Origin of the sequence: Luteimonas sp. FCS-9 (assembly GCF_001014645.1) — a bacterium.
In the GTDB taxonomy this organism is placed as follows: domain Bacteria; phylum Pseudomonadota; class Gammaproteobacteria; order Xanthomonadales; family Xanthomonadaceae; genus Luteimonas.
The window spans coordinates 12,297-34,852 of record NZ_LASZ01000027.1 but is presented as its reverse complement, the minus strand read 5'-3'; the positions used below and the strand labels follow the sequence as shown (position 1 = coordinate 34,852).

The window sequence follows — 22,556 nt, the reverse complement described above, 5'->3', positions numbered from 1 at the left end:
GCGGCCGAGATCGTGGCCACCGACGACAGCTATGGTCCGGTCAACGGCGCGACGGGTGACCCGTCGGTCGGCAACGTGCTCGACAACGACACGCTCAACGGCGTGCCGGCGACCCCGGACACGGTGACGATCACGGTCGGCACGCTGCCTGCGGGCATCGTCATCGACACGACGACGGGCGTGGTGGGTGTCGAACCGGGGACCCCGGCGGGCAGCTACACGTTCGAGTACACGATCTGCGAGGTGCTCAACCCCGACAACTGCGACACCGCGACGGTGACGGTGGTGGTCGAAGCGGCCGAGATCGTGGCCACCGACGACAGCTATGGTCCGGTCAACGGCGCCACGGGTGACCCGTCGGTCGGCAACGTGCTCGACAACGACACGCTCAACGGCGTGCCGGCGACCCCGGACACGGTGACGATCACGGTCGGCACGCTGCCTGCGGGCATCGTCATCGACACGACGACGGGCGTGGTGGGTGTTGAACCGGGGACCCCGGCGGGCAGCTACACCTTCGAGTACACGATCTGCGAGGTGCTCAACCCCGACAACTGCGACACCGCGACGGTGACGGTGGTGGTCGAGGCGGCCGAGATCGTCGCTAATGACGACAGCTACGGTCCGGTCAACGGCGCGACGGGCGATCCGTCGGTCGGCAACGTGCTCGACAACGACACGCTCAACGGCGTGCCGGCGACCCCGGACACGGTGACGATCACGGTCGGCACGCTGCCTGCGGGCATCGTGGTCGACACGACGACGGGCGTGGTGGGTGTCGAGCCGGGCACCCCGGCGGGCAGCTACACCTTCGAGTACACGATCTGCGAGGTGCTCAACCCCGAGAACTGCGACACCGCCAGCGTCACGGTGGTGGTCGAGGCGCCGGAGATCACCGCGGCCGACGACAGCACGACGACCGACCAGAACACGCCGGTCACGATCCCGGTGCTCGACAACGACACCCTCAACGGTGTGCCGGTCGATGCCGACGACGTCACGGTCGTGGAGCTCACGCCGCCTGCGAACGGCAGCATCGTGATCCAGCCCGATGGGACGGTGGTCTACACGCCCAACCCCGGCTTCTCGGGCGACGACAGCTTCGAGTACCGGATCTGCGAGATCACGAACCCGGAGAACTGCGCGACGGCCACGGTGACGGTCACGGTGCGTCCGAACATCGTCGAGGCGATCGATGACGATGCAGGGACTGCGGAGCCGGGCGTGCCGACACCGGTGGTGGTGGTCGAGAACGACACCAGCACGGGGGCGCCGCTCGATCCGGGCTCGGTCACGGTCCTGACCCCGCCGCAGCACGGCGTGGTGACCTGCGCGAACGGCACCTGCACCTACACGCCGGCGTTCGGCTACAACGGCGAGGACAGCTTCGTGTACCGCGTCTGCGACACCTCCTACCCGGCGCCGGTGTGCGACACCGCGACGGTGACGGTGAAGGTCCAGGGCGAGGCCCCGCTGCGCATCACCAAGTCGGTGGCCGTGCGCGAGGTCAAGGTCGGCGACCTGGTGCGCTACACGCTGACGGTGGAGAACGTGAGCAACGCGATGGTGACCGGGGCGCACGTCCTCGATACGCCGCCGCAGGGCTTCAGCTACGTCGACGGTTCGCTGTCGAGCGGCGACGGCCGGGCACTGGCGGTCTCGGGCCACAACCCGATCCGCATCTCCAGCCTCGACCTCGCGCCGGGCGACACCACGAGCATCAGCTACCTGCTGCGCGTGGGTGCAGGCATCCGGGCCGGTTCGCACATCAACCAGGCCGTGGCGCAGAGCGAGAGCGGCGTGCCGCTGTCGAACGTCGCCACCGCCCAGGTCGGGACCGCGTTCGATCCGCTGCTCGACGACAGCCTGGTCTTCGGTACCGTGTTCGACGACCGCAACGGCGATGGCTGGCAGGCGAGTGCCGCGCTGACCGACGTTCGGGTGCAGGGCGGGTTCGCGCCGGACGCCTACGTCGCCGGCTCGACGACGATCGACCGCGGCGACGGGCCGCAGCCGGTCGCCGACGCGAGCGCGCCGCTGCTCCACGGGCTGATGCTGGGCACGATCGCCGGCCGCCAGTCGGTCGCCGATCCGGTCGAAGCCCGCCAGGTGGTCATCCGCCAGCGCCTGCACGCGGCGACGTTCACCGGCGACTTCGTGCTCACCAGCGCCCAGGGCGTGACGGTGCGCATGGCGACCGACGGCAGCACGCAGGTGGAACGCGAGGGCGAGGCGGCCAAGGGCCTGTCCGCGGCCGAGCCGACCGTCACGCGACGCGTGGTGCAGGACGCCGATGGTCTGGTGGTCGAGTACGTGATCGGCAACGCCGGTATCGACGAGCGCGGCATTCCGGGCGTGCGCATCGCGTCGGTGGAGGGCCTGCTGATCGAGACCGACCAGTACGGCCGTTACCACCTGGTCGACGTGCCGGGCGGCAACGCGATGCACGGGCGCAACTTCATCCTGAAGGTGGATCCGTCCACGCTGCCGCCGGGCACCGAGTTCACGACCGCCAATCCGCTGGTGCGGCGCGTGACGCCCGGCCTGCCGGTGCGCTTCGACTTCGGCATCAAGTTGCCGGTGATCGAACTGCAGGGCGGTCGCGAGGCGGTCGAACTGGAACTGGGCGAAGTGTTCTTCGCCCCGGACAGCAGCGAACTGCGCGAGGCGTACCTGCCGGCGATCGAGGCGATGGCCGGGCAGATCGACCGCTACCGCGGTGGCCGGGTGGTCGTCACCGGCGAGGGCGAGCACGAAGCGCTCGCCTTCGCCCGGGCGGCGGCGGTCCGCGACGCACTGCAGCCGCGGGTCGCACCGGACGCGGCGTCCGCGCTGACCGTCGAACTGCGGACGCGGGTCGAAGATCCGCACGCACTGGTGGCCGGCGTCGGCAACGGCGGCGTGCTGCTGGGCACCGTGTTGTTCGACACCGACAGGTCGGCCATCCGGCCGGAGTTCGAAGCGCTGCTCGACGCGGTCGCCCGACGCCTGGAGGCCCTGGGCGGCGGGACCGTCGGCATCGTGGGCCACACCGACGTGCGCGGTTCGCACGCCTACAACGTCGAGCTCGGTCTGCGCCGCGCGCAGTCGGTCTCCGACGCGCTCTCGGGGCGATTGAGCCCGCAGGTCCGGGCCAAGACCCGGGTGGAAGCCAGCAGGGATCCGGCCGCTCCTGTCGGGGAGGCACGGAAGTGAAAGGGGACCGGATCATGAAGAGGAAGCTGCTCGACGCAGCGCTGCTGGCCATCCTGGCCGGCGTGGCACCGACCACCGCGACGGCGCAGGCCGCGCCTGCGGTGGCGGCGGCCGACGACGCCACGGCCGCGGCCATGGACTGCGACGCCGATGGCTGTCGCAGCGACGGCGACCTGCTGTTCCGGCTGCGCACGCGCAGCTACGACCAGCCGGTGACCCAGGACACCAGCGAAGCGTCCTCGTCGCAGGCGCTGCAGCCCGACCGCCGGGTCAGCGTGGCGCTGGAACAGCCTGGCCGCGCGACCGCGGTTGGCCAGTTCTCGGTGCAGTTGCCCGGGGGCGGCGCGATCTGGGCGACCGAGGATCCCAATCTCGGCCAGCCTGAGCTTTCGGTGTCGGGCCCGACGATGGTGCCGTTCGAGGATGGCCGCATCGTCAAGCCGGTGCGCTTCTTCGCGCGCAGCAACTACATCGATTTCGTCGACCGGTTCGAGCTGACGCTCTACCGTGCGGCCGATGCCGATCTGATCGAGCCGATCGCGCAGTTCGAGCTGCCGCGCACCGCGGTCGCCGACGCCGAGTGGGACGGTGCGCTGCCCGCAGGACGCCAGTACCGGACCGGTGACGAACTGGTCTACGTGCTGCGCGCCTACGACGCTGCCGGCAACTTCGACGAGACCTTCGTGCAGCGGCTGCAGCTGGTGACACCGGCCGAGGCCGAGCGCGGCGCGCAGATCCTGCGCCAGAGCACCGAGCGCGGGCTGGGCATGTCGCTGGGCGCAGAGCAGGCCGCGGCCCAGGCGCTGGTCGACAACGTGTTCTCGGGCAATGGCCTGCGCCAGCAGAACATCCCGGTCTACGGCTCGCGCGTGCGCATCACCGGCCGCAACCTGCCCGAGGGCCAGACGCTGCTGATCAACGGCGAGCACTACCCGGTCGATCTGGAACGCAAGTTCGTCGCCGAGTACCTGATGCCGGTGGGACGGCACCGTTTCGACATCGGTCTGCGTGGCCGCGACGGCGAGGTGTCGGCGCATGCGCTCGACGTCGACGTCAGCGGACGGTACTTCTTCGGCGTCGGCATCGCCGACGTGACCGTCTACCAGAACAAGGCCAGCGGCCCCGGTCGCGAGATGGCGATGGCCGGCCGCGAGGACGACATCCTCAGCGACGGGCGCCTGGCGTTCTACGGCAAAGGCAAGATCGGCGGCAAGTATCTGATCACCGCGCAGGCCGACACGCAGAACCGGCCGCTGAGCGACCTGTTCGACGGCTTCACCTCGGCCGACCCGCAGGACATCTTCCGCCGCGTCGACCCCGACCTGTACTACCCCACCTACGGCGACGACTCGACCACGTATCGCGACGTCGACACGATGGGCCGGTTCTACGTGCGCATGGACTGGGACAAGAACCAGGCGCTGTGGGGCAACTTCTCGACCGGCTTCACCGGCACCGAGTACGGCCAGTACCAGCGCGCGCTCTACGGCGCGGCGCTGGCCTGGCGCTCGCGCATGGCCAACGCCTGGGGGGACCCGGGCACCGAGCTGCGGGCCTTCGTGTCCGAGGCGCAGACCGCGCCGGGCCACAGCGAGTTCATCGGCACCGGCGGCAGCCTGTACTACCTGCGCCACACCGACGTGCTGCCGGGTTCGGAGCAGGTCGTGGTCGAGGTCCGTGACCCGACCACCGGCCGTGTCGAGGCGCGTACCGTGCTGCTGCGCGGCGCCGACTACGAGATCAACGAGCTGCAGGGCCGCATCATGCTGACCCGCCCGCTCGCGCAGGTCAGCCGCGAAAACCTGCCCACGATCACCCGCGACCAGCCGCTCGACGGCTTCGACGTGCGCATGCTCGTCGACTACGAATGGGTGCCCAGCGGCTTCGATCCCGACGAGATCACCGCCGGCCTGCGCGGCAAGCACTGGTTCGGCGATCACGTCGGCATCGGGGCGACCTGGGTCGACGAGAGCCGTGCCGGCGAGGACTACACGTTGATGTCGGCCGATGTCACGCTGCAGGCCGGCAAGGGCACCTACCTCAAGCTCGAGCACAGCCGCACCGAGGCGACCAGCGCACCGGTGTTCTTCTCCAGCGACGGCGGCCTGACGTTCGGCCAGCTCAATCCGGTCGGTCCGCGCGAGGGCGAAGCCAGCACCGTCGAGGCCCGCGCGAACTTCCGCGAACTCGGTTGGACGACGAACGACTGGAGCACCGGTGCGTGGTGGCGGCGCGTGGACGCCGGCTTCTCGGTCGCACGCTTCGACATCGGCGCCGATGTCGAGGAATACGGCGCCGAGGTGCTGGGCGAGTTCAGTCGCGACGTCGGCTTCTACGCACGCTACAGCCGTGCCGAGCGCGGCGCCGAGACCCTGACGCAGGCCCAGGCGGTCACCGAGTGGCGGCTGTCGGATGTCAACGCGCTCGCCGCCGAACTGCGCCGCGTCGAGGAAGGCCGCCTCGGCGGCGATGCCACCGGCACGCTGGGCGCGCTGCGCTACACGCATCGCTTCGGCACCGCGCTGGACGTCTACGGTACCGCGCAGTGGACGCTCGACGACGACGGTGGCTATGCCGACAACGACGCCTACACGCTCGGCGGCCGCTACAACTTCGCGAACCTGTCGAGCGTCGGGGCCGAGGTCACGACCGGCGATCGCGGCGACGCGGCGCAGGTCAACGGCGAGTACCGCCTGACCCCGCAGCACAGCTTCTACGGCGCCTACACCTATTCGACCGACACCACCGAGTACGACCCGCTGTTCAACCGTTCGCAGCAGAACGGCTGGACGCTGGGCCAGCGCTGGCGCCTGTCGAACCAGGTCAACCTGTTCAACGAGAGCCAGTTCCTCAAGTCCCGCTACGAGTCCGGCCTGGCGCATACCTACGGCATGGATTTCTACCCGGCGATCGGCTGGAACCTGGGCCTGACGCTGTCGGACGGCGAGCTCACCGACCGCGACGGCGGGCAGGTCGACCGGCGCGCGGTCAGCGTGTCGGGCGGGCGCACCTCGTCGGCGACGGACTGGCAGAGCAAGATCGAGTGGCGCGAGGACAGCGGCACGCAGCGACGCACGCAATGGGTCACGACGAACCGCGTGCAGCACCGCCTCAACGAGAGCTGGCGCATCGCCGCACGCTTCAACTACGCCGACACGCAGGACGACCTCGACCCGACCGCCAGCGCGAAGTTCATCGAGAGCAACCTCGGCTTCGCCTACCGGCCGTGGGACAGCTCGCGCTGGGGCCTTTTCGGCCGCTACACCTATCTGTACGACCTGGCGACGCTGGGACAGATCGGCGGCGCGCAGGTCGACCAGAAGTCGCAGGTGCTGTCGCTGGAGGGCGTCTACCGCCTGGACGATCACTGGGAAGTGGCCGGAAAGGTGGCGCGGCGCGAGGGCGAGGCCCGTTACGGTCGCGGCACCGGCGCGTGGTTCGACTCGGCGACGACGTTCGCAGCCACCCAGGTGCGCTACGAGTTGCTGCAGCGCTGGCACGCGCTGGCCGAGTACCGCTGGCTCGACGTCGACGACGGTGGCACGCGCCAGGGCTGGATGGTCGGCGTGGACCGCGACATCGGCCGCAATTTCCGCATCGGCGTGGGCTACAACTTCACCGACTTCAGCGACGACCTGACCGACTTCGACTACGACCACCGCGGGGTCTACATCAACTTCGTCGGCAGCTACTGAGCCGACCCGCGACCGGCGCATCACGTGCCGGTCGCCCGCGAAGGCCGGCGCGTGCTTGCACGCGTCGGCCTTTGCTTTTTCCTCAGCGCCAAGGCGGTCCGCGCCGGCCGAACGGACGGGCCATGCGCAGCCACCGGCGTGCGCCATCGCTGCCGGTAACGTGCCGAGCCCCTCGATTCTTCTGCCAGGCCCATGGCCTGGATGCGCGATGGCACAGCGTCAGGCCGGTAACTGCAGCGTCACCCGGAGCCCGCCACCGTCGCGGTTCTGCAGCGCGATGCGCCCGCCGTGGGCCTCGGCGATCTCGCGCGCCAGCGCCAGACCCAGGCCGGTGCCGTTGCGCTTGGTCGAGTAGAACGGCAGCAGCGCGTTGGCGAGCACCGCCTCGTTCATGCCGTCGCCGCGGTCGAGCACGTCGATGCGCCAGCCGTCGGGGAGCCGGCGCAGCCGCAGCCGCACCTGGTCGGCGGGCGAGCCGGACTCGTGCGCGTTGCGCAGCAGGTTGATCAGGCACTGCGCCATCTGCGCGACGTCGATGCGCGCCTGCCCGCCGTCGTCGCCTTCCAGCGCGAACGGCACCTGGTCGCGCAGGCGTGCCAGGAACGTGCGCCACGGCACGGTCTCGGTGCGCGGCGCCGGCAGCTTGGCGAAGCGCGCGTAGTCGCGGATGAAGCCCTCGAGGTGGCGCGCGCGTTCCTCGATCGTCGCCAGCGCGCCGGGCAGGCGTTCGAGCTGGCCGCGGCGCAGCAGCTCGGCGCCCGAATGCGCGAGCGAGGCGATCGGTGCCAGCGAGTTGTTGAGCTCGTGGCTGATCACGCGGATGACCTTCTTCCAGGTCTGCACCTCCTGCCGGCGCAGTTCGGTGGTCAGCCGACGCAGCAGCACCAGCTCGTGGCGCCGCCCGTTGAGGCGGAACGTGCGCCGCGCCAGGTGGTAGATGTCCTCCTGCTCCTCCTCGCCGACGCTCAGCAGCCCGTCGCCGCCGTGCGCCAGCGCGTCGCGCAGAGCCGGCGACGCCTGTGCGGCGAGCGTGTCGAACCCCTGGCCCTCGAGACGCCGGCCGTCGCCGAGCAACTGGCGTGCGGCCAGGTTGCCGAGCACGACGCGCTGCTGCGGATCGAACAGCACCATCGCCACCGGGGTGTTCTGCACCATCGTGTCGAGCAGCAGTTCGCGCTGTACCAGCGCGTGGCGCTGCTCGCGCAGCACGTCGCCGAGCCGGTTGTGCGCGGCCACCAGTTCGCCGAGCTCGCCACCGCCGTCCCAGCGGATGCCGAAGCCGTAGTCGCCGTCGCGGTAGGAGGTCACCGCGCCGGCCAGGGCGCGGAACAGCGCGCGCACCGGGCCCAGCGCCCACTGCGCCGCCCACAGCAGCCCCGGCAGCCACAGCGCGGCGGCGACCAGCACCGCCGACCAGGCCGGCAGCCAGCGCGTGAGCCAGGCGGCGAGCACCGCCACGGCGACGGCGAACAGCAGGGCGATCGCGCCCAGGCGGACCGTCAGCGGCAGCCGGCGCACGGGCATCAGTCGCGCCGCAGGCCCAGGCGGTCTATGCGCCGATACAACGCCTGGCGCGAGAGTCCCAGCTCGGTGGCCGCCTGGGCGAGCACGCCGCCCGCGCGTGCCAGCGCGGCCTCGATCGCGGCGCGGTCGGGCTCGGGCGCAGCGGGCGACGCGGCGCTCGGCGGCAGTCCCAGCGCCTCGGCCGCGATCGCCGCCTCCTGCGACAGCAGCGCGGCGCGCTGCACCGCGTTGCGCAGCTCGCGCACGTTGCCCGGCCAGCGGTGCGCGAGCAGGGCGCGCTCGGCGGCACGCGACAGCGCACGGCCCGCGGGCAGGAAGTGCCGCGCCAGCGGCAGGATGTCGTCCGGGCGCTCGGCCAGCGCCGGGACCCTAAGCTCGATCGCGTTGAGGCGGTAGTAGAGGTCTTCGCGGAAGCGGCCGTCGGCGATCGAGGTGGGAAGATCGGCGTTGGTCGCGCTGACCACGCGCACGCGCACCTGGCGCTCGCGGTTGGAGCCCAGCCGCTCGAAGCGCCCGGTCTCGAGCACGCGCAGCAGCTTCATCTGCCCGGCCAGCGGCAGGTTGCCGATCTCGTCGAGGAACAACGTCCCGCCGTCGGCGGCCTCGAACTTGCCCTCACGCGCGCGGTTGGCGCCGGTATAGGCGCCGGCGTCGGCGCCGAACAGCTCGGCCTCGATCAGCTCGGCCGGCAGCGCGCCGCAGTTGAGCGCCACGAACGGGCCATCGCGGACCGCGGAGTTGGCGTGGATGATCTCGGCGATCTTCTCCTTGCCCGCGCCGTTGGGCCCGGTCACGAGCACCGGCAGTTCCGAGCGCGCGACCTGCACCGCGAGGCTGAGCACGCGCTCGCTGGCGGCGTCGGCGAACACCGTGCCGCGCAGGTCGTGCGCGCGTTCCAGCGCATGCCGGTCGCGCCGCTCGCGGCTGCGCCGGCGCTCGAGTTCCCGGCGGCTGGCCGACAGCTCCAGCAGATTGGCGACCGTCGCCATCAGCTTGTGGTCGTCCCAGGGCTTGGCCAGGTAGTCGGCTGCGCCGGCCTTCACCAGCCCGACCGCCGACTCGAGATGCGTCCACGCGGTCAGCAGCACCACCGGCAGCTCGGGATGGCGCGCGTGGATCGCCTCGAACAGCGCCGCGCCCTCGTCGCCGGATGTGGTGTCGGCGCGGAAGTTCATGTCCTGGATCACCAGGTCGACCGGCTCGCGCGCGAGTGCGGCCAGGCCCGCCTCGGGACCGTCGGCGTGCACGGTGTCGATGTCGTGCAGCGAGAACAGCACCTCCAGCGCGGTGGCCACGGCGGGGTTGTCGTCGATGATCAGGACCGTGGGCATGCGGGACCGGCGTGTCGGGAGCAGGGGGCTGGCGCCCGGGCGATCATTCTGTCACCGGCCGGCGTCGCACAGGGGGACTGCGGTGCGCGGGTCATGCGCTGCGCGTCGCCACGGCCGGCGGCACCGCCGCGGCGCGCCGCGCCGGCCAGTACACGGCGACCTGTCCGAGGCCCCAGAGCACCAGCGCGCCGATCGGGAGGTACATCAACGGCAGCCGGCCCAGTTCGTAGCGCGACATCAGCAACTGGTTGAGGCCGTAGGCCAGCAGCATCCCGAGCACGATGCCCATCGTCGCCAGCAGGAAGTTCTCCAGCTGGAAGTAGTGCAGGATCTGCGCGCGGGTCGCGCCCAACGCGCGGCGGATGCCGATCTGCCTGGCGCGCTGCTGCACCCAGAAGCTAGCCAGGCCGATGATCCCGAGCGCGGTGACCACCAGCAGCGCGAGGCACACGACCACCAGCAGCGCCGCCATCGCCCGGTCCTGGCGGTAGTACGTCTCGCGCAGCTCGCTGAGTAGATTCTTGTTGACCGTGACACGGTTCGGGTCGATCTGCTTGAGCGCGGCCTCGGCTGCCTCCAGAACCTCGCGGCGCTGCGCCGGATCGGTCCGGATCAGGTAATTGAGATTGGGCGAGGCCACGCGGACCGGCAGCAGCATCGTTGCATCGCCCGGCCCGCTGTTGTCGTTGGGTCGCGCCAGCGTCTCGACGACGCCCACGATCGGTATCGGCGCGCTGCCCCAGCTGTAGATCTGCCTGCCGACCGCGTCCTCGCCCGGGAACAGCGCCTCGGCCATGGCGCGGCTGACGATCACCGCGGGCACCTTCGCGTCCTCGCCGCCCGCATCGATACGCGCCATGTCCACGTACTCTTCGGCATTGAAGCCGCGGCCGGCGATCAGGCGCAGGCCGAGCGTGTCGAGCAGGTCCTCGCTGCCGAGGTAGGGCGAGGCGATCCGGGTGTTGTCGACCTGGTCCTCGCGCAGCCTGACGCCGCTGGTCGAACTGCTGATGCCGTACGGGATCTGAGTGGCGCTCGCCACGTGTACGACCCCGGGCACTGCGCGCAGCGCGGCCAGGTCGCGCGCGACGTAGGCGTCGAGATCGAGCGTGTCGTCGCGACTCACGCGCGGCATCTGCAACTGGACCAGTTCGTTCTCCACCGCGCCGCTCGGGCGGGACATGCGGTCGATGCGGCGATCGATCAGGTAGATGGCATTGCAGATGATCGCGCAGGCCAGCGCGATCTCCATGACGATCAGCGCAGCCGCGGTCTTGTGGCGGCGCAGCGTGGAGAGGATGGGGCGGATGTCCATGCAGGTGTCCGTCGGGTTGGGCCGGGGTCAGTTGGATTTGAGCTGGATGGCGGGCATGACCTGCGTGGCGCGCCACGCGGGCAGCAGGCCGGCCAGCAGGGTGGCCGCGATCGAGAGCACGAAGGTGGTCAGCAGCATCGCCGGGTCGAGCCGGGCGAGCTCGGCATAGGTACTCGGTGCCTGGCGCACGGCCCACAGTCCGAACAGCGCGACGACGAGCCCGGCGATGCCGCCCGCGACGCCGATCGCCCCGGCCTCGACGACGAACTGGGCGAAGATCGCCTTCCTCGAGGCGCCCAGCGAACGGCGGACACCGATCTCCGATGCGCGGCGCAGGCTCTTGGCCAGCAGCAGGCCGACCGTGTTGACCAGGCACACCAGCAGGAAGCCGAACGCCAGCCAGACCTGCAGGCGCACGTCGCCGGGCACGATCTGGGCGTGATCGAGATGCGCGCGCACGTCGCGCAGGCGCACGTTCGCAGGACGGACGAAGCGCCCGGCCTGGCGCTGCTGCTCGGAGTACGCGAGCAGGTAGTCGCGATATGCCGCGGCATCGCCCGGCGAGTCGAGCTCCACCCAGTACTGCAGCCAGGCGCACGGCGCATTGCGTGCGTTGGAGTCGATGCCGCTCGAATCGCCCCAGCAGCTCATGCTGCCCATGCGCGAGAGCTCGGCGTCCATTGCGGCCGAGAACGGCACGAACACCGATTCCAGCGTTTCGAAACCGTCGAGGTTGAGATCCCAGAACCGCGGTGTGGGGCGCCAGGGCGCCAGCACGCCGATGACCTGGAACGCATTGCCGTCGATGCGCAGGGTCTTGCCGGTGCTGTCCCCGCCGCCGAACACCTTCTGGTTCGTCTCGGCCGAGATCACGGCCACGCGGGCCGCATCCGCGTCGTTCTGTGCGCTCCAGCCGCGTCCGAACGCCAGGGGCGCGTCGAACATCGGGAAGAACGCGCCGGTGGTGTAGCGCGCATCGGTGAAGTAGGGCGTTCCCCCCTCGGGCTCCAATGCCACGAATCCGCCGGTCATGAACGCCTGGCGCTTGCCGCGCGCCTCGTGCAACAGCGTCTCGGAGTCGAACCGGGTCATGTTCCGGCTCGGTTCCCCGCCCGCCATGTAGCCGGTCATGGGTTCGGGGTCGAGCTGGACGTGGAACAGGCGGTCGCTCTTGCCCGGAATGGGATCGCCCGACAGCACGTGGAAGACGGTCAGCGTGGTCATGCTGGCGCCGATGCCCAGTGCGATCGCCAGCACCATCAGCGCGGTCAGCATGCGGTTGCGACGGAAGCTGCGCAGCGCGAGATTGCAGTAGTAGCCGAACATGGCGGAAGTCCTCAGGCGGCGCGGGTGGCGATGGCGGGGGAGACGGCGGCGGCGCGGCGCGCGGGCCACAGCACGGCGGCCTGGCCGAGCGTCCACAGCAGCAACGCGCCGACGGGCAGGTAGGCCAGCGGCAGCCGCGGCAGTTCGTAGCGGCTCATCATCAGCTGGTTGAGCGCGTAGGCCAGGCCCATGCCCAGCACGATGCCGGCGCTCGTGAGCAGAAAGTTCTCGGTCTGGAAGTGACGCAGGATCTGCATTCGTGTCGCGCCCAGCGCGCGGCGCACGCCGATCTGGCGGGTGCGTTGCTGCACCCAGAAGCTCGCCAGCCCGACGATGCCGAACGCGGTCACCACCAGCAGCGCGATCGAGACCGTCGACAGCAGGCCGATCATCTCGCGGTCGTTGCGGAAGAAGCCGTCGCGGATGTCCTCGTAGGTGCTCTGGAAGAGGATCAGCCGGCTGGCATCGACCGACTCCAGTGCGGCGACCGCGGCGGCGAGTACCTCGTCGCGGCGCGCCGGTTCGGTCACGCGGACCACGTAGTTCCCGCCATTGTTGTAGTGCAGACGGATCGGCACGAGGAACGAGAACGTGTCCTCGCCGTTGCTTGCCGAGGGCCGTGCCAGGGTCTCGGCGACGCCGACGATGGTCAGCGGCGCCGGTCCGAGGTATACCGTCCGGCCGACCGCGTCCTGGCCGGGGAACATCCGCCGGGCCACCGACGCGGTGACGATCGTCGCGCCGCGCAGCGTGTCCTCGCGGCCTTCGAGCGCCTCCACCTCGGCGACATCCATGTACTCGTCGGGCAGGAAGTCGCGGCCGGCGACCAGCCGGATACCTAGCGTCGCGATGGTGCTCTCGTCGGCGTAGTAGCGCGCAGCGTCCAGTGTCGGCTGCACCTGGTCGGCGGTGAGCGACAGCCCGGAGTTGCTGGACGAGAACCGATAGAACGGCAGCTGATTGGTGACGGTGGCGGCGGCGACGCCGGGGACTGCGCGCAGCGCCGCCAGATCCTCGCGCGTGCGCGCGCCGGCATCCGCCTGCGGGCCGATGCCGCTGAGCCGGATCTGCAGCAACTCGCGTTCGGCGATGCCGCTGGGGCGTCGCACCGCGTCGACGCGTCCGCCGATCAGGAACAGCGCATTGCAGACGATCGCGCAGGTCAGCGCGATCTCCAGCACGATCAATGCGGCCGTGATCCGGTGGCGGTGCAGCGACGACACGATGGGGCGGATGTGCATGGTGACGACCTGTGGAATGCGCGATGGGAGGGCTGCAGGCGCGCGCTACTGGGACTTGAGCTGAATCGCCGGCGCGATCTGCATGGCCCGCCATGCCGGCAGCAGACCGGCACCGACGCTGGCGGCCAGCGCCAGCACGAACGTGAGCAGCAGCATCGTGCCGTCGAGATGGGCGAGCGCGGCGTAGTCGGACGGACGCTGGCGGACCGCCCACAGGCCGGCCAGCGCGAGGCCCAGCCCGAGCATGCCGCCGGCGATCCCGATGGTCCCGCTCTCGACGATCGCCTGTACGAACACGTCGCGGCGCGAGGCGCCGAGCGCGCGGCGCACCCCGATCTCGCCGCCGCGGCGCAGGAACTTGGCGAGCAGCAGGCCGACGGTGTTGACCAGGCACACCAGCAGGAAGCCCAGCGCCAGCCACAGCTGCAGACGCACGTCGCCAGGCACGACCTTGCGGTGGTCGAGCCAGTCCATGACGTTGCGCAGCCGCACGTTGGCCGGGCGCTCGAACCGCCCGGCCGCCTTCTGCTGCGCGGAATAATCGGCGAGATAGGCCGTGAAGTCGCCGGCCTGCGCCGGGCCGTCGAGCTCCACCCAGTACTGGATCCAGGTGCACGACGCGTTGAGCGCGTGGCTGTCGCTGGTCGGCACGCGGCCGAAGCAGTTGCTGCTGCCCGAGGTGCCCAGCCCGAGTTCCATCGCGGTCGAGAACGGCAGGAACACATGCTCCTGCCCGTCGAAGCGGCCGGTGTTGAGGTCGTAGAACTTCGGCCGCGGCAACCAGTCATCGATCACCCCGACGATCCGCAGCGCCGTGCCGTCGACGCGGATCTGCCGCTCGACGCTGTCGGCGCCGCCGAACAGCTTGTCGTTGAGCGTACGTCCGATTACCGCAACACGGGCGCGATTCTCATCGTCGTGTGCCGTCCAGCCTTGGCCATGCACGAACGGGACCTCGAACATCGGGAAGAAGTCGGCCGAGGTGTAGCGCATGGATTCGAGGAACGGTCGGAAGGCGCTGTCCTCCGAATCGATGATGCCGCTGCCGCCGGTCATCATCGCCTGGCGCTTCGCGCGTTGCTGGCGCAGCAGTTCCTCTGCGTCGAAGCGGGTCAACTGGCTTTCCGGCTCTTTCCCTGGCGTGTAATAGGCCATTGGTTCGGGGTCGAGCTGCACGTGGAACAGCCGGTCGCTCTTGCCCGGGATCGGGTCGCCCGACAGCACGTGGAAGACGGTGAGCGTGGTCATGCACGCGCCGATGCCCAGCGCCAGCGTGAGCACCATCAGCGCGGTCAGCACGCGGTTGCGGCGGAAGCTGCGCAGGGCGAGGGTCAGGTAGTAGCCGAACATGGCGGAGTCCGTACGTCAGGCGCTGCGGGTGGCTATCGCCGGGGAGATGGCCGCGGCGCGCAGCGCCGGGCCGAGCACGGCCGCCTGGCCGAGCAGCCACAGCAGCGCCGCACCCAGCGGCAGGTACGACAGTGGCAGGCGCGCGAGCTCGAAGTGGCGCATCAGCAGCAGGTTGCCGCCATAGGCCAGCACCATGCCCAGCGCGATGCCCAAGCCGGCGAGCAGGAAGTTCTCGAGCTGGAAGTAGCGCAGGATGTCGCCGCGCGTCGCGCCGAGCGCGCGCCGCACGCCGATCTGCCGGGTGCGCTGCTGCACCCAGAAGCTGGCGAGCCCGACGATGCCCAGCGCGGTGACCAGCAGCATCGCGGCGATCACGCCGACCAGCAGCCAGGCCATCGCGCGGTCGCGCTCGAAGTAGCGTTCGCGCAGTTCCGACAGCGGTCGGCTCTGCTCCAGGTCGATCACCGCCTCGGGCACGGCCGCCGCCACGGCCTCGCGCGCGGCGATCGCCAGGCGCGGCAGGTCGAGCGGGTCGGCGCGCAGCGCGTACACGCCCGACTGCGCGTCGTCGCGCACCGGCACGATCACCGACCACTGCGCGCCGGCCACGCCGTTCTCGCTGCGCCCGGGGTTGGGACGGGCGAAGTGCGGCACCAGCCCGGCGACGCGGAAGTGATAGTCGCCCATCCAGAACTCGCGGCCGACCGCCGGCTCGCCGGGCCACAGGTGCGCGGCGAAGGCCTCGGTGATCCAGACCTGGGCGTCGGCCGGCAGGAAGTTGTCGATCGACTGGAAATCGGCCGCCTGGAAGCTGCGGCCCTGAGACGGCCGCAGTCCGAGCGTGTCGATCGCGTCCGGGCCGAATGTATAGAAATGCGGCACGCCGCCGAGATGCCGGCCTTCGGCATCCAGCGTCACGCCGGCATCGGCGTCGCGGATGCCGAACGGCGTGGCATTGAGCACGCCGGCCGCCTGCACGCCCGGCAGGCCGCGGAGGGCCGCCAGTGCCCGGGCGTTGACGTCGGCGTCGACGCAGCCGTCGCAGCCGCGCAGCGCCACGACCGCCAGCGACGGCGCATCGATGCCGCTGTCGATGCGCATCAGCGCCAGGCGCCCGGCGATCAGGAAGCAGGCATTGCACAGCACCGCGCAGGCGAGCGCGATCTCGAGCACGATCAAACTCGTGGCGATGCGGTGCCGGCCCAGGGCGGCGATGAGCGGTCGGATGTCCATCACCAGGGTCCTCACAGCGACTTGAGTTGCAGGGCCGGTGCGATCCGGCTGGCGCGCATGGCGGGAAACAGGCCGGCGAGCAGGCTCGCGGCGAGCGCCAGCGCGAAGGTCGCCGCGAACATCGACAGGTCCAGGCGCGCCAGATCGGCGTACTCGACCGGCTGGCGGCGGATCGCCCACAGCCCGAGCAGCGTCAGTCCCCAGCCCAGTACGCCACCGGCCAGCCCGACCATGCCGGCCTCGACCAGGCACTGCACGAAGATCTCCCGGCGCGAGGCGCCGAGCGCGCGGCGCACGCCGATCTCGCCGCCGCGGCGCAGGAACTTGGCCAGCAGCAGCCCGACGGTGTTGAACAGACAGATCGCCAGGAACGCCAGCGCCAGCCAGGTCTGCAGCCGGACGTCGCGCGGGACCACGTGGTTGTAGTCCAGCCAGTCCATCAGCCCGAGCACGCGCGCGTTGTCCGCGTGCTGGATCCGGCCCTGCGCCTGTTGCTGCCGCGCGTACGCGGTCACGAAATCGCGGTAGCCGGCGACCTTGGCCGGCGTGTCGAGCTGCACCCACAGTTGCAGCCACACGCAGTCGCTGCCCTGCAGGCGTCCCGGGACCTCGGGCACCCGCCAGCACGTGAACTGCTGGAAGTGGCCGTCGTTGATCTCCAGGCCCGTCGCGAACGGCACGAACACGTCCTGCGGCGCGGCGTAGAAGCTGGCGGTGTCGCCCTGCGCGAAGTTGCCGCCGGCCAGACGATAGAACAGCGGCGACGGCCGCCAGGGCGCGAGCACGCCGACGATGCGCACGTCCGCGTCGCGGATGCGCAGCATCCGGCCGACGCTGTCGCCGCCGCCAAACAGCGTGCGGTTGAGGTCGGCCGAGATCACCGCCACGCGGGCATGGCCGGTGTCGTCGCCGGCGCTCCAGCCGGCACCGTAGGCGAACGGCACGTCGAACATCGGGAAGAAGTCGGCGTGCGTGGACAGCATCTGCGTCATCAGCGGCGGTCGCCCGGCCTCGGACGCCTGCAGCCGGATCTCGCTTTCGACCACCAGCGCCTGGCGGTCGGCGCGCCCCGCCCGCCACAGATCCATCGCGGACGTGTGGTCGAGCATGTCCGGCGGGGCGGCGCGCATGCGCTCGCCAGGCATCGGGTCGACCTGCGGATAGAAGATCGTGCCGCTGCGACCGGGCAGCGGATCGCCCGACAGCAGATGCACGACGGTCAGCGTGGTCATCGCCGCACCGATGCCGACCGCGATCGACAGCACCATCAGCGCGGTCAGTACCCGGTTGCGGCCGAAGCTGCGCAGCGCGAGGCGGGCGTAGTAGGCGAGCATCGGGGCGTGCGCTCCTCAGGTCAGGCCGCGGCGGTCGCGGATTCGCGACGCAGGTCGGTCGCCAGGCCGTCGACGATGTGCACGTTGCGCTGCGCGCGCGCGGCGAGCTCGGGATCGTGGGTCACCATGACGATCGTCGTGCCCTGGGCGTGGATCTCCTCGAGCAGCTCGAGCACGCTGCGCGCCATCTGCGAGTCGAGGTTGCCGGTCGGTTCGTCGGCCAGCAGCAGGCGGGGGCTGCCGGCCAGGGCCCGGGCGATCGCCACGCGCTGCTGCTGGCCGCCCGACAGCTCGGCCGGGTAGTGCTTCATGCGCGAGGCCAGGCCGACCAGGCCCAGCGACTCCTCGATCCGCAGCCGGCGCTCGGACGCCGGCATGCCGCGATAGCGCAGCGGCACGTCGACGTTGTCGAACAGGTTGAGGTCGGGGATCAGGTTGAAGCCCTGGAAGATGAAGCCGATCTTCTCGTTGCGCAGCCGCGAGCGCTGGTTGTCGTTGAGGCCCTTCACGTCGACGCCGTCGAGCCTGTACTCGCCGCTGGTGAAGGTCTCCAGCAGGCCGGCGATGTTGAGGAACGTCGTCTTGCCCGAGCCCGACGGGCCGGTGACGGCGACGAACTCGCCTTCCCGCACGTGCAGGTCGAGTGCGCGCAGCGCGTGGGTTTCGACGAGTTCGGTGCGGTAGACCTTGCCGACCTGGGTCATCTGCAGCATGGGGCGATCCTTATCTTGGAAGCGGAGTGGACGGGTCCGGCACGGACCCGAAAGGGGAGGGACTAGCGGCTGATGCGGACCCGCTCGGCGTCGCCGAACAGGTCGCTGCCCGAGACGACGACGCGTTCGCCGGCCTGCAGGCCCGACACGATCTCGACCGCGCCCAGGCTGCTGGCGCCGGCCTGGATCGGGCGGCGCACCGCGCCGTTGCCGTCGACGACGTAGGCGTAGCGGCCGCCGGACTGCTCGACGAACGGGCCGCGCTCGACCATCAGCACGTCGCGGCGGGTGTCGAGCAGGATCCGCGCCGACAGCCGCTGGTTCTGGCGCAGGCCGGCCGGCTGGCGCCCGGAGAAGCGCACGCGCGCGGCGACCTCGCCGGCGACGACCTCGGGCGAGACCGCCGAGACCTCGGCCGGGAACACCTCGTTGGCGCTGCGGATCTCGGCCGGCATCCCGATCGCCAGGTCGCGCGCGAAACTCTCGGGCACCTTGATCTCGACCTCGAACACCGACAGGTCGACCACGCCCAGCACCGGCGCATTCACCGCCACGTTGGTGAACTGCGCGACCTGCACCTGGCCGACCTGGCCGTCGAACGGCGCACGCAGCGTCAGGGCTTCGACCTGCCGGCGCGCCTCGGCGACGACCGCGCGCTGGCGGTCGGCCAGCAGTTGCTTGTTGCGCGCGTCCAGGCCGGCGCCCTGGCCCTGCAGGCTCGCGTCCTCGCGCGCCGAGGCCAGCCCGATGTCGGTCTTCTTCAGCGCGTCCTCCGACTTGGCCAGGTCGACCTGGGCGACCACGCCGGCCTCGAACGCGCGCTGGTAGCGCTGCAGGTCGCGCTCGGCGGCCGTGCGCTCGATCTGCGCCTGGTCGAGCAGCTTGCGCGCCTCGGCGCGGGCAATGCGCGCATCGAGCGTCGCCCGTTCGGCCTCGGCCTGCAGGCTGGCGAGCGTCGATTCCTCCTGCACCAGCTTGCTGCGCAGCTCGGGGCTGTCGATCTCGGCCAGCACCTGGCCCTTGCCGACGCGGTCGCCGGCGACCGCCTTCAGCGTCACGGTGCCCGGCGCGATCGCGTACAGCGTCGGGCTGTTGGCCGAGATCACGCGCCCCTCGGCGGCGATGTCGCGCACCAGGTCCCCGCGGGTGACCTCGGCGATGCGCAGCCGGGACGCGTCGACGGAGGTCGCGCCCGAGGCCCAGCCGGCGACCAGCCAGGCGGCCGCGGCCAGGACCGCGATTGCGATGGCGGCGATCCACAGCCAGCGACGCCGGCGCCCCGGGTGCGTCGCATGGACGGTGTCCTGCGCGGACGTATCGCGGATGCCGCGGCGGATGGGAAGCGGGGAGGCGGGAGTGGACATGGGCGGTGCACGGTCGGGGACTGCCGGTATCAAGCAGGGACCGTGCCAATCGCAAGCATCTGATTTTCAAGGCATTGAGTCGGCTTCGCATGTGTCCGGCCCGGCGACCGGACGTCCGGTCGCGCGGATCAGGCGGACATCGCAGCAGGCTGTGAGAAAATGGGAATCATTCTCACTTCAGGGTTGACCACGCGCCATGCTGATGCGCCCGACCGCCCCTGTCGCGATGCCGCGTCGACGCGCGTTGCGCGAGGGCGGCCGCGCCGCCCGCGGCGACCGTGCGGGCGCGGCGCTGGGCGCGGGCGCGTTGCACCTGGCGATCGCGTGGCTGGCGTTCGGGTTGCAGCCGCGCCCGGCTCCGCCGCCGGCCGCCGATGCGGTGATCCAGGTGGACTTCCTGCCGGCCGCTGCGCCGCCGGTGCCGGTCGAGGTGCGACACGCGCCCGACCCAGTGCCCGAGGCGCGCAGGACGCCCGCGCCCGTCGCGCCGCCCGAGCGCCGGCCCGATCCCGTACCGCAGCCGGTCGCGGTGCCCGCCGATCCGCTGCCGCCCCTATCCGATGCCGGACTGCCGGCGAGCGTTCCGCCCGCGGTGTCCGCGCTGGCGTCTCCGGGCCCGCCCGCGCCGCAGGACCTGCAGGCGGCCGCCCCGTCGAGCCCGCCCGCGCCGGCCGCCGCGACGCTCGCCGGCCGCGTCGACACCCGCTGGGAGGCCCGGGTGATGGCGCGGCTCGCCAGCTACCGCCGCTACCCGGTGGCCGCCCGCGCCCGGGGCGAGGAGGGCGTGGCGATCGTGCGGTTGCGCATGGATCGCGCCGGCCGCGTGCTCTCGGCAGTGCTCGCGCGCTCGTCCGGATCGCCCCGGCTCGACGCGGCGGCGATCGAGACCTTCCATCGCGCCGCGCCGCTGCCGTCGGTCCCCGACGACCTGCCCGCGCCGGTCGAGATCGCGGTGCCGGTCGAGTTCTTCATGCACTGAACGGCGGCCGGCGTGACTGTCCGCCGCGGCCCGGCAGACCGCTAGAATGGCGCATTGACTTGCAGGAGCGGGCGGCATGTGCGGAATCGTCGGTGCGATCGCGGATCGCGATGTGGTCCCGGTCCTCGTCGAAGGCCTCAAGCGGCTCGAGTACCGCGGCTACGATTCGGCCGGCATCGCGGTGATCGACGGCGATGCGGTGCGGCGCGTGCGCCGGACCGGACGCGTCGCCGAGATGGCCGCCGCCGCGCAGGCCGAGGCGCTCCACGCCCGGCTCGGCATCGGGCACACGCGCTGGGCGACCCACGGCGGCGTCACCGAGCACAACGCGCATCCGCACATCAGCCACGACACGCTGGCGCTGGTGCACAACGGCATCATCGAGAACCACGAGGCGCAGCGCGAGCGCCTGACCGCGCTCGGCTACGTGTTCGAGTCGCAGACCGACACCGAGGTCATCGCCCACCTGATCCACCATCACCAGACGCAGGGACGGGACCTGCTGGCCGCGCTGCAGTCCGCGGTCCAGGAACTCGAAGGCGCCTATGCGCTGGCGGTGATCGACAAGCGCGATCCCGACCGCATGGTCGTGGCCCGGATGGGCTGCCCGCTGCTGGTCGGCCTGGGCGAGGGCGAGCAGTTCGTCGCCTCCGACGTCTCGGCGATCGTCCAGGCCACGCGCCGGGTGATCTTCCTGGAGGAAGGCGATACCGCCGAGCTCACCCGCGGCGCGGTGCGGATCTTCGACGGCGAGGGCGCGCAGGTCGATCGCCCCGAACACCTGTCCGACGTCTCGCTGGCGTCGCTGGAGCTCGGGCCCTACCGGCACTTCATGCAGAAGGAGATCCACGAGCAGCCGCGCGCGGTCGCCGACACGCTCGAGGCGATCATCGACGCGGCCGCGTTCGGGCCGGCGCTGTTCGGCGAAGCCGACGGCCAGGTGCTGCGCGACATCGAGGGCGTGCAGATCCTCGCCTGCGGCACCAGCTTCTACGCCGGCTCGGTCGCGCGCTACTGGATCGAGTCGATCGCCGGCCTGCCGTGCTCGGTCGAGATCGCCAGCGAGTACCGCTACCGCGCCGCCGTCGCCAACCCCCGGCACCTGATCGTCACCATTTCCCAGTCGGGCGAGACGCTCGACACGATGGAGGCGCTCAAGTACGCCAAGTCGCTCGGCCACCGGCACACGCTGTCGATCTGCAACGTCCCCGAGAGTGCGATCCCGCGCGCCAGCGGGCTGGTGTTCTACACCCGCGCCGGCGCCGAGATCGGCGTCGCCTCGACCAAGGCCTTCACCACGCAGCTCGTCGGCCTGTTCGCGCTGGCCGCCACGCTCGGCAAGCTGGCCGGCCGCGTCGACGCCGCGCAGGAGGCCGCCTATGTCGAGGCGCTGCGCCACCTGCCCGGCAGCGTGCAGCACGCGCTCAACCTCGAGCCGCAGATCGCGTCCTGGGCCGAACGCTTCGCGCCCCGGCAGCACGCGCTGTTCCTGGGCCGCGGCGTGCACTATCCGATCGCGCTCGAGGGCGCGCTCAAGCTCAAGGAGATCTCCTACATCCATGCCGAGGCCTATCCGGCCGGCGAGCTCAAGCACGGTCCGCTGGCGCTGGTCGACGCGGCCATGCCGGTCGTGGTGATCGCGCCCAAGGACGCGCTGCTGGAGAAGGTCAAGTCGAACATGCAGGAAGTGCGCGCGCGGGGCGGCGAGCTGTTCGTGTTCGCCGACGCCGACAGCAACTTCGGCCCCTCGGAAGGCGTGCACGTGATCCGCACGCCGCGCCACGTCGGCGTGCTGAGCCCGATCGTGCACACGATCCCGGTGCAACTGCTGGCCTACCACACCGCGCTGGCCCGCGGCACCGACGTCGACAAGCCGCGCAACCTCGCCAAGTCGGTCACCGTCGAGTAAGCGCCGCACACGTCGCCGCATCGGGCCGGGCCGTCCGCGTCCGGGCC

14 protein-coding genes are annotated in these 22,556 nt (G+C 71.1%); 4 read left to right on the top strand and 10 right to left on the bottom strand.

Features of this window, described 5'->3' with window-relative positions; all coding sequences use genetic code 11:
- Positions 1 to 3,195: Ig-like domain-containing protein (locus WQ56_RS16215; RefSeq protein WP_156170595.1), on the top strand; the 3,195-nt coding region annotated here is incomplete at its 5' end.
- Between the two features lie 14 nt (positions 3,196 to 3,209).
- Positions 3,210 to 6,890: a hypothetical protein gene (locus WQ56_RS16210; protein ID WP_052773063.1), complete on the top strand. Its 3,681-nt coding sequence runs from the start codon at positions 3,210 to 3,212 to the stop codon at positions 6,888 to 6,890.
- A 219-nt stretch (positions 6,891 to 7,109) separates the two neighbouring features.
- Here the strand turns inward: WQ56_RS16210 and WQ56_RS16205 are convergent, their stop codons facing one another.
- The 10 genes from WQ56_RS16205 to WQ56_RS16160 all read right to left on the bottom strand — a co-directional run bounded on the left by WQ56_RS16205 (position 7,110) and on the right by WQ56_RS16160 (position 19,621).
- Positions 7,110 to 8,408 carry a HAMP domain-containing sensor histidine kinase gene (locus tag WQ56_RS16205; RefSeq protein WP_231583448.1) on the bottom strand — a complete coding sequence of 433 codons (1,299 nt, stop codon included), beginning with the start codon at positions 8,406 to 8,408 and terminating at the stop codon, positions 7,110 to 7,112.
- Between the two features lie 5 nt (positions 8,409 to 8,413).
- Complete coding sequence (locus tag WQ56_RS16200) at positions 8,414 to 9,745, bottom strand: sigma-54 dependent transcriptional regulator (protein ID WP_047138175.1); 1,332 nt, start codon at positions 9,743 to 9,745, stop codon at positions 8,414 to 8,416.
- Between the two features lie 91 nt (positions 9,746 to 9,836).
- Positions 9,837 to 11,060 (bottom strand): FtsX-like permease family protein, encoded by a 1,224-nt coding sequence (locus tag WQ56_RS16195; protein ID WP_047138174.1) that lies wholly within the window; start codon positions 11,058 to 11,060, stop codon positions 9,837 to 9,839.
- A 27-nt stretch (positions 11,061 to 11,087) separates the two neighbouring features.
- Positions 11,088 to 12,386 (bottom strand): ABC transporter permease, encoded by a 1,299-nt coding sequence (locus WQ56_RS16190; RefSeq protein WP_047138173.1) that lies wholly within the window; start codon positions 12,384 to 12,386, stop codon positions 11,088 to 11,090.
- Between the two features lie 11 nt (positions 12,387 to 12,397).
- Positions 12,398 to 13,627 carry an FtsX-like permease family protein gene (locus tag WQ56_RS16185; RefSeq protein WP_047138172.1) on the bottom strand — a complete coding sequence of 410 codons (1,230 nt, stop codon included), beginning with the start codon at positions 13,625 to 13,627 and terminating at the stop codon, positions 12,398 to 12,400.
- Between the two features lie 45 nt (positions 13,628 to 13,672).
- A complete protein-coding gene (locus WQ56_RS16180; RefSeq protein ID WP_047138171.1) occupies positions 13,673 to 14,977 on the bottom strand; it encodes an ABC transporter permease in 1,305 nt (434 codons plus the stop codon).
- A gap of 15 nt (positions 14,978 to 14,992) precedes the next feature.
- On the bottom strand, positions 14,993 to 16,210 hold the full coding sequence (locus tag WQ56_RS16175) for an FtsX-like permease family protein (protein ID WP_047138170.1): 1,218 nt from the start codon (positions 16,208 to 16,210) through the stop codon (positions 14,993 to 14,995).
- An 11-nt stretch (positions 16,211 to 16,221) separates the two neighbouring features.
- Positions 16,222 to 17,544, bottom strand: a complete 1,323-nt coding sequence (locus WQ56_RS16170; protein ID WP_047138169.1) for an ABC transporter permease — start codon at positions 17,542 to 17,544, stop codon at positions 16,222 to 16,224.
- A 20-nt stretch (positions 17,545 to 17,564) separates the two neighbouring features.
- Positions 17,565 to 18,257, bottom strand: coding sequence for an ABC transporter ATP-binding protein (locus WQ56_RS16165; protein WP_047138168.1), 693 nt, complete (start codon positions 18,255 to 18,257; stop codon positions 17,565 to 17,567).
- 62 nt (positions 18,258 to 18,319) lie between these two features.
- Positions 18,320 to 19,621: an efflux RND transporter periplasmic adaptor subunit gene (locus WQ56_RS16160; RefSeq protein WP_047138167.1), complete on the bottom strand. Its 1,302-nt coding sequence runs from the start codon at positions 19,619 to 19,621 to the stop codon at positions 18,320 to 18,322.
- 226 nt (positions 19,622 to 19,847) lie between these two features.
- On the opposite strand from WQ56_RS16160, the gene WQ56_RS17805 reads away from it, so the two are divergent.
- Together WQ56_RS17805 and glmS are read left to right on the top strand one after the other, a co-directional pair.
- The gene (locus WQ56_RS17805) at positions 19,848 to 20,600 is read left to right on the top strand and encodes an energy transducer TonB (RefSeq protein ID WP_156170594.1); all 753 of its coding nucleotides are present in this window, start codon (positions 19,848 to 19,850) and stop codon (positions 20,598 to 20,600) included.
- A gap of 76 nt (positions 20,601 to 20,676) precedes the next feature.
- On the top strand, positions 20,677 to 22,509 hold the full coding sequence (gene glmS, locus WQ56_RS16150) for a glutamine--fructose-6-phosphate transaminase (isomerizing) (RefSeq protein ID WP_047138166.1): 1,833 nt from the start codon (positions 20,677 to 20,679) through the stop codon (positions 22,507 to 22,509).
- Positions 22,510 to 22,556: the final 47 nt, after the last annotated feature.

Bases quoted from the DNA above. Each gene is read 5' to 3' on its own strand.
- WQ56_RS16195 (WP_047138174.1), bottom strand. From the start codon at position 11,060: ATGGACATCCGCCCCATCCTCTCCACGCTGCGCCGCCACAAGACCGCG.
- WQ56_RS16160 (WP_047138167.1), bottom strand. From the start codon at position 19,621: ATGTCCACTCCCGCCTCCCCGCTTCCCATCCGCCGCGGCATCCGCGAT.
- WQ56_RS16200 (WP_047138175.1), bottom strand. From the start codon at position 9,745: ATGCCCACGGTCCTGATCATCGACGACAACCCCGCCGTGGCCACCGCG.
- WQ56_RS16185 (WP_047138172.1), bottom strand. From the start codon at position 13,627: ATGCACATCCGCCCCATCGTGTCGTCGCTGCACCGCCACCGGATCACG.
- WQ56_RS16165 (WP_047138168.1), bottom strand. From the start codon at position 18,257: ATGCTGCAGATGACCCAGGTCGGCAAGGTCTACCGCACCGAACTCGTC.
- WQ56_RS16190 (WP_047138173.1), bottom strand. From the start codon at position 12,386: ATGTTCGGCTACTACTGCAATCTCGCGCTGCGCAGCTTCCGTCGCAAC.
- glmS (WP_047138166.1), top strand. From the start codon at position 20,677: ATGTGCGGAATCGTCGGTGCGATCGCGGATCGCGATGTGGTCCCGGTC.
- WQ56_RS16170 (WP_047138169.1), bottom strand. From the start codon at position 17,544: ATGCTCGCCTACTACGCCCGCCTCGCGCTGCGCAGCTTCGGCCGCAAC.
- WQ56_RS16180 (WP_047138171.1), bottom strand. From the start codon at position 14,977: ATGTTCGGCTACTACCTGACCCTCGCCCTGCGCAGCTTCCGCCGCAAC.
- WQ56_RS16210 (WP_052773063.1), top strand. From the start codon at position 3,210: ATGAAGAGGAAGCTGCTCGACGCAGCGCTGCTGGCCATCCTGGCCGGC.
- WQ56_RS16175 (WP_047138170.1), bottom strand. From the start codon at position 16,210: ATGGACATCCGACCGCTCATCGCCGCCCTGGGCCGGCACCGCATCGCC.
- WQ56_RS17805 (WP_156170594.1), top strand. From the start codon at position 19,848: ATGCCGCGTCGACGCGCGTTGCGCGAGGGCGGCCGCGCCGCCCGCGGC.